9 protein-coding genes are annotated in these 9,404 nt (G+C 45.3%); 3 read left to right on the forward strand and 6 right to left on the reverse strand.

Annotated features, from left to right (window positions below; genetic code table 11):
• The first annotated feature begins 475 nt into the window (after positions 1-475).
• The gene (purH, locus tag PSI22_RS20250) at positions 476-2,065 is read left to right on the forward strand and encodes a bifunctional phosphoribosylaminoimidazolecarboxamide formyltransferase/IMP cyclohydrolase (protein WP_273581312.1); all 1,590 of its coding nucleotides are present in this window, start codon (positions 476-478) and stop codon (positions 2,063-2,065) included.
• Between the two features lie 15 nt (positions 2,066-2,080).
• Positions 2,081-3,364 carry a phosphoribosylamine--glycine ligase gene (purD, locus tag PSI22_RS20255; RefSeq protein ID WP_273581313.1) on the forward strand — a complete coding sequence of 428 codons (1,284 nt, stop codon included), beginning with the start codon at positions 2,081-2,083 and terminating at the stop codon, positions 3,362-3,364.
• Positions 3,365-3,410: 46 nt separating this feature from the next.
• On the opposite strand, the gene PSI22_RS20260 is transcribed toward purD, so the two are convergent.
• The 6 genes from PSI22_RS20260 to nudC all read right to left on the reverse strand — a co-directional run bounded on the left by PSI22_RS20260 (position 3,411) and on the right by nudC (position 7,939).
• A complete protein-coding gene (locus tag PSI22_RS20260; protein ID WP_273581318.1) occupies positions 3,411-4,064 on the reverse strand; it encodes a DUF1481 domain-containing protein in 654 nt (217 codons plus the stop codon).
• A gap of 50 nt (positions 4,065-4,114) precedes the next feature.
• Complete coding sequence (gene hupA, locus PSI22_RS20265; RefSeq protein ID WP_012990303.1) at positions 4,115-4,387, reverse strand: nucleoid-associated protein HU-alpha; 273 nt, start codon at positions 4,385-4,387, stop codon at positions 4,115-4,117.
• Positions 4,388-4,571: 184 nt separating this feature from the next.
• On the reverse strand, positions 4,572-5,162 hold the full coding sequence (locus PSI22_RS20270) for a YjaG family protein (protein WP_038192643.1): 591 nt from the start codon (positions 5,160-5,162) through the stop codon (positions 4,572-4,574).
• Positions 5,163-5,238: 76 nt separating this feature from the next.
• Entirely contained in the window at positions 5,239-5,946 is a 708-nt protein-coding gene (nfi, locus tag PSI22_RS20275) for a deoxyribonuclease V (RefSeq protein WP_273581314.1), read from the reverse strand.
• A gap of 4 nt (positions 5,947-5,950) precedes the next feature.
• Positions 5,951-7,015, reverse strand: coding sequence for a uroporphyrinogen decarboxylase (gene hemE, locus PSI22_RS20280; protein ID WP_273581315.1), 1,065 nt, complete (start codon positions 7,013-7,015; stop codon positions 5,951-5,953).
• Between the two features lie 153 nt (positions 7,016-7,168).
• Entirely contained in the window at positions 7,169-7,939 is a 771-nt protein-coding gene (nudC, locus tag PSI22_RS20285) for an NAD(+) diphosphatase (protein ID WP_273581316.1), read from the reverse strand.
• Positions 7,940-8,229: 290 nt separating this feature from the next.
• Between nudC and PSI22_RS20290 the strand changes: the two genes are divergently transcribed.
• The gene (locus PSI22_RS20290) at positions 8,230-8,892 is read left to right on the forward strand and encodes an HAD family hydrolase (protein ID WP_273581317.1); all 663 of its coding nucleotides are present in this window, start codon (positions 8,230-8,232) and stop codon (positions 8,890-8,892) included.
• The last annotated feature ends 512 nt before the right edge of the window (positions 8,893-9,404 follow it).

Raw genomic sequence — 9,404 nt, forward strand, 5'->3', positions numbered from 1 at the left:
CTTGTGAGTGCCCACACAGATTGTCTGATTAAATTGTTAAAGAGCGTGTCGACCGGAGTGTCCTCCGTGTCGTGAGGCTGCGTATCTTACGCTTTCCTCGCTGAGTGTCAAGCCTTTATTTCGGGGCTTTTCTCTCGCTGGCCTCCGCGGCGTGTCTTCGCTCAGCGTCGGTCAGTGGTGGCGCATTATAGGGACTTTTCGGCCCCTGACAATAGTTTTTTTGAAAAAAATTATCGTTTGCTGCATTACACAGCAAAAGACTGGTTTATACCTATTTATACACAAATTTATCCACAGATGGATATTTTGGTAAAATTTGTCGAGCATCACGCAAACGTTTTCGTTACAATTATCGCAGGAAAAAACACCACGTGATTTTTTCGAAATGTTATTGCGGATGCCATTTTTTCTCTCAATACGCTGGTTTTTTCTCAATAGCACAGTCTTGTTTTATGAAATTCAAGGGATCACACCAATGCAACAGCTTCGTCCAATCCGTCGTGCCCTGCTGAGTGTTTCTGACAAAGCGGGGATTGTTGAATTCGCCAAAGCCTTATCCAGTCGCGGTGTCGAACTGCTTTCAACGGGCGGCACCGCACGCCTGCTGGCGGAAGCAGGGCTGAATGCTACTGAAGTTTCTGACTATACGGGCTTCCCCGAAATGATGGATGGACGAGTTAAGACGCTTCATCCCAAAGTACATGGAGGCATCCTTGGCCGGCGTGGGCAGGATGATAAAGTCATGTCACTGCACCAGATTTCCCCGATTGATATGGTAGTCGTCAATCTTTATCCTTTTGCACAAACTGTTGCGAAGCCAGATTGCTCTCTGGAAGATGCTGTTGAGAATATCGATATCGGCGGCCCAACAATGGTTCGCTCTGCCGCCAAGAACCACAAAGATGTCGCAATTGTGGTCAACAGTCAGGATTACGGCAAAATTATTGAAGAGATGGATAGCCATCAAAATTCCCTGACCCAGCTAACTCGTTTTGATTTAGCGATCAAAGCTTTTGAGCATACCGCGGCCTATGACAGTATGATCGCCAATTACTTTGGCAAACTGGTTCCTGCTTATCATGGTGAGACGAATCAGCCATCAGGCCGTTTCTCCCGTACACTCAATCTGAACTTCATTAAAAAGCAGGATATGCGCTACGGTGAAAATAGCCATCAAGATGCTGCCTTCTATATAGAAGAGCAAATTGCCGAATCTTCTATTGCCACAGCAACACAGTTACAGGGCAAAGCACTCTCTTACAATAATATTGCTGATACCGATGCTGCTCTGGAATGTGTGAAAACGTTCGCCGAGCCAGCCTGTGTAATTGTCAAACACGCTAATCCTTGTGGCGTTGCGGTTGGTGCAGATATGCATACCGCCTATGACCGTGCATTTAAAACTGATCCAACCTCTGCATTTGGTGGCATTATTGCTTTTAACCGCGAGTTGGATGCCGATACTGCCAAGGCGATTATTGAGCGCCAGTTTGTCGAAGTTATTATTGCGCCTTCTATTAATGAAGAAGCTCTGCCGATTCTGGCAACCAAACAGAATGTTCGTGTTCTGGCGTGTGGCGAATGGCATTCGCCAGTTGCTAGTCTAGACTTTAAGCGCGTCAATGGCGGCTTACTGGTGCAGGATCGTGACTTAGGTATGGTGGCAGAAGCTGATCTGAAAGTGGTTTCCAAGCGCCAGCCAACAGAGCAAGAAATGCGGGATGCGCTGTTCTGCTGGAAAGTAGCGAAGTTCGTCAAATCCAACGCAATTGTTTACGCCAAAGATAATATGACCATGGGTATTGGTGCAGGCCAGATGAGCCGCGTTTACTCTGCCAAGATTGCGGGTATTAAGGCTGCCGATGAAGGGTTAGAAGTTCAAGGCTGTGCCATGGCATCCGATGCCTTTTTCCCATTCCGTGATGGCATTGATGCGGCTGCGGCAGTCGGTGTGAGCTGTGTGATCCAGCCGGGTGGTTCCATTCGCGATGATGAGGTGATTGCTGCTGCTGATGAGCATGGTATCGCCATGATTTTCACTGGCATGCGTCATTTCCGCCATTAATAATAGGAGCGCCAGATGAATATATTGATTATTGGCAGTGGCGGAAGAGAACATGCATTGGCATGGAAAGCGGTGCAATCTCCTTTGGCAGATAAGGTTTACGTTGCACCGGGTAATGCAGGTACTGCACTGGAAGCAAATCTGGAAAATATAGACATTGCTGCAACAGATATTGCTGGATTGTTGGCTTTTGCTCAAAACCACAATATCGGTCTGACTATTGTAGGGCCAGAAGCCCCTCTGGTTATCGGTATCGTTGATACTTTCGAGCAAGCAGGGCTAACCATTTTTGGCCCGACCCAAGCCGCCGCCCAACTAGAAGGCTCTAAAGCCTTCACTAAAGATTTTCTCGCCCGCCATCAGATCCCAACAGCAGCCTACCAAAATTTCACGGAAATTGAGCCGGCATTAGCCTATTTGGAAAAGATGGGAGCCCCCATTGTCATTAAGGCAGATGGTCTGGCAGCCGGTAAAGGTGTTGTTGTCGCGATGACAATAGAAGAAGCACAGAACACGGTTAAAGACATGCTGGCAGGAAATGCGTTCGGAGATGCCGGACATCGTATTGTCATTGAAGAATTTCTGGATGGAGAAGAAGCCAGTTTTATCGTCATGGTAGATGGTAAAAACGTGGTTCCCATGGCAACCAGCCAAGATCACAAGCGAGTCGGCGATGGCGATACTGGGCCCAATACCGGAGGAATGGGAGCTTATTCACCTGCGCCAGTGGTAACGGATGAGGTTCACCAGCGTGTAATGGAGAAAATCATCTCCCCTACCGTAGAAGGAATGGCTGCCGAGGGTCATACCTATATCGGCTTTCTTTATGCAGGTTTGATGATCGATAAGCAGGGAGAGCCAAAAGTCATCGAATTTAACTGCCGCTTTGGTGATCCTGAAACTCAGCCGATCATGATGCGCCTGCGTTCTGATCTCGTCGAACTGTGTCTCGCCGGAGCACAAGGTCAGTTAAGCGGAAAAACATCTGAATGGGATACCCGTCCGGCATTGGGTGTCGTACTGGCCGCAGGCGGCTACCCAGCCAATTATGCCAAAGGTGACGTTATCAGCGGCCTGAATCAAGAAGCGGATACAGACGAAAAGGTTTTTCACGCAGGCACAGCTTTCAAGGATAAAGACGTCGTAACAGCAGGAGGCCGTGTTTTGTGTGTCACTGCGCTGGGCGACGATATCGCAGAAGCACAGAAAAAAGCTTATCTGAGAGCTGAGAAAATTGGCTGGCAAGGATGTTTTTATCGGAAAGATATTGGATACCGAGCCATTGCCCGTCTGAAATAAGTTAATGCAGAACTGATAGAATGAACAACCGACGAAAGTGACAGAATTACAGTTTATCTTTCGTCGGCTCCCAACGGCAAAAATCATCATTGGCGACCAATAGTAACTGTTTTCCTTCTGGCGCATCCAGCCATGCAATGGTCAATATGCCAGCACTATTCTTTTCCCTTTCCTTGAGCCATGCCCGATCTTCAGGCTCAAATTGAATGGGTAATTGTTTCCCCGAACAAGTAGTCACTTTACCATCCTGCCAATGCCCCTGTATCAGATGGACATTTCCGGCAATTAAAACGTCACTGACTTCCTTTATCCGTTTGGCATCAAACCGCAGGCGAACAATCTCATCGCTGGAAAGCGGTTCACTGTATTCTTTTGCCTGCCGCTGCATAAAAATAACCTTGTTATCTTTATCGATCCGCAATGTTTCGTCTATTGGATAATTATCAAGTACAGAGCGGCGGATCTGCCACAAATTACCGTAACGGTATTCGTAAAAAGTCACAGAGGTATCTGTATTACGGTAAGGGCTGTAAACACTCATAATGACTTGAGGTCGACTGTTTTGATCATTCAAGCGCCATAAACGGATAACACCTCCGTCGGTAATAAAACCACTGGCACTGAAGAGTGGAACCTTAGGTTGAACCGAGCAGGCGCTGAGCAATGAGATAAAACCCAATGCTAGCAGCCCCTGTAGCATCAACAAAAGGGGCGTTAAATTCCCCTCTATCTTCTTTTTTCGCAATACGATTACTTAACTGCGTCTTTCAGTGCTTTGCCCGCAGAGAAAGCAGGTACGTTTGCTGCTGCAATTTTAATTTCGTTACCAGTCTGTGGGTTACGACCAGTACGTTCTGCACGATGATTAACTTTGAAAGTACCAAAGCCCACCAGTTGCACTGAATCACCATTTCGCAGAGATTCAGTGATTGCATTCAGAGTTGATTCCAGAGCAGTTTTCGCCTGAGTTTTAGTCAGACCAGCTTGTTCTGCGATTGCATCAACTAATTCAGTCTTATTCATAGATTATCCTTACAGTGTGTTTATCGTTTGCAAAGCATCGAGTGCGACGGATATGCCGATTTGACAGCACCCCTGCATACACGCACCGATAGCCACTTCTTTTCACCCCCAATGTAGAACAGAGTGAGGGTAAATGTGAAGTCTTTAAATCCGGCAATTCAAGCACTAAGTCATGTTTTCTGAGTTATTGCTCTAAATTTATACCGATGTTGCTAACCTTAGTCTCGCGAAGGTCAGCCCTTAATCCTTTAATTAATTCTATGTCCCGTTCTTCGCAGTCTGCCAATAAACGGTAAATTTCCCATTGAATATCCCATTCCTCTTCAATGGCAGGCAATGCCTTTAATTCATCCTCAGTCATTTCTCTACCGGCCTGCGTCATTTCCAGCATAGCAACGGTACGGATGGATATTTCACTGACGGCTATTGCATGTTCTAACGTTGCACCGCTCAAACGAGAATGAATGACTTCACTTAATGCAATGCACGCATCAATTGCTGGATACACACCATAAATATCATAGCTATCTGCTGATGGGATAATGGTCTCTAATTTTTCCAGCTGGCTATCAAAATTTACTTTTGCATCTTTGACGATCAATGTCTCCCACGCCAGATCTAAAATACGACGATACTGCGCGGGGTCAGCAAACCCTGTCTGACGACAAAACACCTGATAATTTGGATACATTCGCTCACATAGACTAGCCATAAAAGTCCAATGTTGCCAACTTTCAAATTTCTCTAACCGCAGGTGGATCGGGTTTCTTAACATTAGCCGTTACTCATGATGCCTAATTTGCGTCGAAGTTTACCTGAAAATCAAGAATATCCACACATTTCCGCTGCAATTATAGATTTTTCTGCATTGTTTGCCTAAAAAATGGTCTATTTGAGGCAATCCCATCCGCCCAACGGGTCGGCTCAGGCAGTCTATATCCCTTCATGCACTGTTCAACCCAGAAGACCGAACTGTCAAGACTGACCTTATGGCCGATGGAAATATAGAGCGGATTGCACCTTTTTTTACTTCTCCATACAACGCCAATCTGCTCCGCATGATCCATCAATGGTTGATAACTTCCGACCGCATCTCCCACAGGCGGGTGCTCACCACACAGCCGGCTTTTGGCCACCCCGATAGTCGGGATATCCGCAAGTAAGCCAAAATGACTGGCGACACCAAAACGCCGGGGATGAGCAATTCCCTGACCGTCCACCATCACCAGATCCGGCCGTAGGTTGAGTTTTTGCCATGCTGCCATCAGCGCGGGGTATTCACGAAATGAAAGTAGACCAGGAATATAAGGAAGCACAGTATCAATTCTGGCGACCTGATACTCTAGCAATTCAAGCGAAGGATAATGCAGGACAGCAATAGCGGCACGAGTCACCGTACCGTTTTTTTCAAACCCGACGTCAGCGCCAGCAATTAATTCTGGCGTAAAAGGCGTAGACGCAGGAATTGCGGAAGTTGAAGTCGTCACGAAAGAATCATGACGGATAACCTGCCGTGCTTTTTCTATTTGTTCCTGGCGTAACGCCTTTGTATCAATCATAAAGTCATCGGTGATATTTTTCTGAAAGTCTGTGTACCGCTTCGACGAATGCTCCAGCATGTTCCGGTGGGACATCCTGATGAATGCCATGCCCCAGATTGAAAACATGCCCATTACCCGTACCAAAATCCTGCAAAATCGTCGAAACTTCCTCTTCAATTCGCGCTGGAGCGGCATACAACATGGATGGGTCCATATTGCCCTGCAAGGCGACTTTATCGCCAACACGACGACGGGCATCTGCGATATTCGTTGTCCAATCAAGCCCAAGGGCATCACAGCCAGTTGCCGCCATCGCTTCGAGCCATTGTCCGCCCCCTTTGGTAAACAGGGTAACAGGCACACGACGGCCTTCGTGTTCGCGGATCAATCCGTCAACAATTTTATGCATATATTGCAGAGAAAACTCCCGATAATCGCGATGAGACAGAACACCACCCCAAGTATCGAAAATCATGACAGATTGTGCCCCTGCTTTTATTTGCGCGTTCAAATATAGAATAACGCTGTTTGCCAATTTATCCAGTAACAGATGCAACGTAGCAGGTTGGGCATACAGCATGGATTTTATTTTGGTGAACGCCTTGCTGCTTCCCCCTTCGACCATATACGTCGCCAGTGTCCACGGACTACCCGAAAAACCTATCAGGGGAACTTGTCCTGCCAGTGCCTTGCGGATCGCACGAACGGCATCCATCACATAGCCCAACTCCATCTCCGGATCAGGTACAGGGAGTTTCTCCACATCCGCATGGCTGAGAATCGGAGAGTGAAAACGCGGCCCTTCTCCGGTTTCGAAATACAGCCCAAGCCCCATGGCATCAGGAATAGTCAAAATATCGGAAAACAGAATTGCTGCGTCCAATGGAAACCGACGCAGAGGCTGGAGCGTCACTTCACAGGCCAGTTCAGTATTTTTGCATAACGAGATGAAATCTCCCGCCTCCTGCCGCGTTGCTTTATATTCAGGCAAATATCGCCCCGCCTGACGCATCATCCATACTGGTGTGACATCAACAGGCTGGCGTAATAAGGCGCGCAGATAGCGGTCGTTTTTCAACTCATTCATGACAAGCTCCCTTGATTAATTGGCCACAAAATTCTTTGGTTACGGTCAGTTTGACTTTCACTATAAAAAACCGGCGCATTGTAACATGCCAGAAATCGAACTTCTGGCACAACTGCAATAACGTGAGCCATTCGCTCATCATCTCGGAGCCGTTTACGTGTTACGACATAGCACAGCCGTCTCTTCGATCAAACGGCGGGCAATCGTATCCGACGGAGGGATCAAGGGAAGGTCATCATAGTGATACCAATCTGCGCTGATAAGTTCAACAGGATCATGTTGGATCTCACCGCTGTCATAATCTGCCAGAAACCCCATCATCAATGATTGCGGGAAAGGCCACGGCTGGGAAGCCACATAACGCAGGTTACGGATCTTAATCCCACTCTCTTCCATAACCTCGCGGTGTGCTGCTTCTTCCAGCGTCTCTCCCACTTCAACAAACCCGGCCAGCACCGTGTGGATACCATTGCGATGGTGCTGATGCTGTGCCAACAGAATATGGTCATCACGACGGATACCAACAATAACGCATGGCGCAATTTGCGGATAATAACGTTCATGGCAATGATTGCACAAACAGGCCCATTCATGCTGGCTATGCTGCATTTCATGTCCACAATAGCCGCAGTAATGGTGTGATCGATAAAACTCGGCCAGTTGGATGCCACGCCCCACCAGTTGAAACAATGTGGGGTTCTGAGAAGCAACCATGCGGGGAGAAGCCATATCTGACGCCATCCTCTGACACACCAGCCACACAGTTTCGCCCAGCCACTCACCAATAGGCCGCGCCATATGACCTTGTAATGACCATTGTCTGGCTGTCCCTGACGGCAATTCGCCCTGTGGCAGCCAAACTAGATTCTCAAGGCTGATAACCCACCAGCCTCGTTCCATACCTGTCAGTTTTTGTTGAATCATCTACCGCACCATAGTTCCAATGACATTGTGTCCAAATTCAGCATCAGCACAGAATACTCCTTTTCATCGTATCCTGTCTGAACATCGCCATAATTCAATCAATCTATATCAAAATCTATTTACTTCGAAATGGGAGGCCGTTATAACGCTCACATTTCCCAATCTGTCATCGATACTTTCCTTGACCAACAAATTTCGGGCAATATCATTCACTAGCATTTCAGTCGATGAGCTGAAATAAACACAGTTTTGGACGTGATATTCAAAAAAACTATTGAGGAATAATGACTATGTCACAGCAGATTGCGGTATTTGATCTGGATGATACATTGATTTGTGGGGATTCCAGCCTGCTTTGGACGGAATATTTGTGGGAAAAAGGCATTATTACCGATCATCGTTTTATCGAGGCCGACCAGAAAATGATGGCTGACTACAGTGCTGGAAAGCTGGATATGCACGATTATCTGGCATTCAATTTACAGTCACTGAATCAAGTACACCATGAGCAGGTGGATATCTGGCTGACAGATTTTGTGGAAACCAAAATTAAACCCATCTTTTATCCCGCAGCCAAAAAACAATTGGCTATCTATCGGCAACAGAACATTCCCATCATTATTATTTCTGCCACTGTTTCTTTCGTGGTGAAAAAAATCGCTGCCGCATTGGGTGTGCCGACAGCCATGGGTATTGATATGGTCATGGAAGATGGCTGCTATACGGGCAGTATTTTGGGAATCCCTACCTTCCGTGAAGGAAAAGTCGCGCGTTTGCAACAATGGCTGACAGAACAGAATTTATCACCTCAACATATCTCCTTTTACACTGATTCCATGAATGACCTGCCGATGTGTTTATTTGCCAACGAAGTGTTTACTGTCAATGCTGATATACGGTTGCAAAAGGAAGCTGAAAATCATGGATGGAGACAATTGAGCTGGGTGTTATAAAGAAACCATTTCTACATCCAATATTTTAAATTTCCGGATATAGTTCGTCGTTATTTTTCTTGCCACTTTATAACGACGTTTCCTTTCCAAAAAAACATTACAAATTTCTTATTAAAAATACTATAACCAACTAAAATAACAGTAAATACAATAGATTAAAAAAATGCATTTGTTTAATAAAAAATCCATTTATTCACATAAAATAATCAGATAACCCATAATTAAACCATGTAATATGTATATTATAGGTATATTATAGGTATATTATAGGTATATTATAGACATATTATAGACATATTATAGACATATTATAGACATATTATAGACATATTATAGACATATTATAGACATATTATAGACATATTATAGAAATATTATAGACATATTATAGACATATTATAGACATATTATAGATATATTATAGATATATTATAGATATATTATAGATATATTATAGATATATTATAGATATATTATAAGTATATTATAAGTATATTATAGATATATTATAG

The organism is Xenorhabdus aichiensis, from assembly GCF_028598775.1.
Classification (GTDB): domain Bacteria; phylum Pseudomonadota; class Gammaproteobacteria; order Enterobacterales; family Enterobacteriaceae; genus Xenorhabdus; species Xenorhabdus bovienii.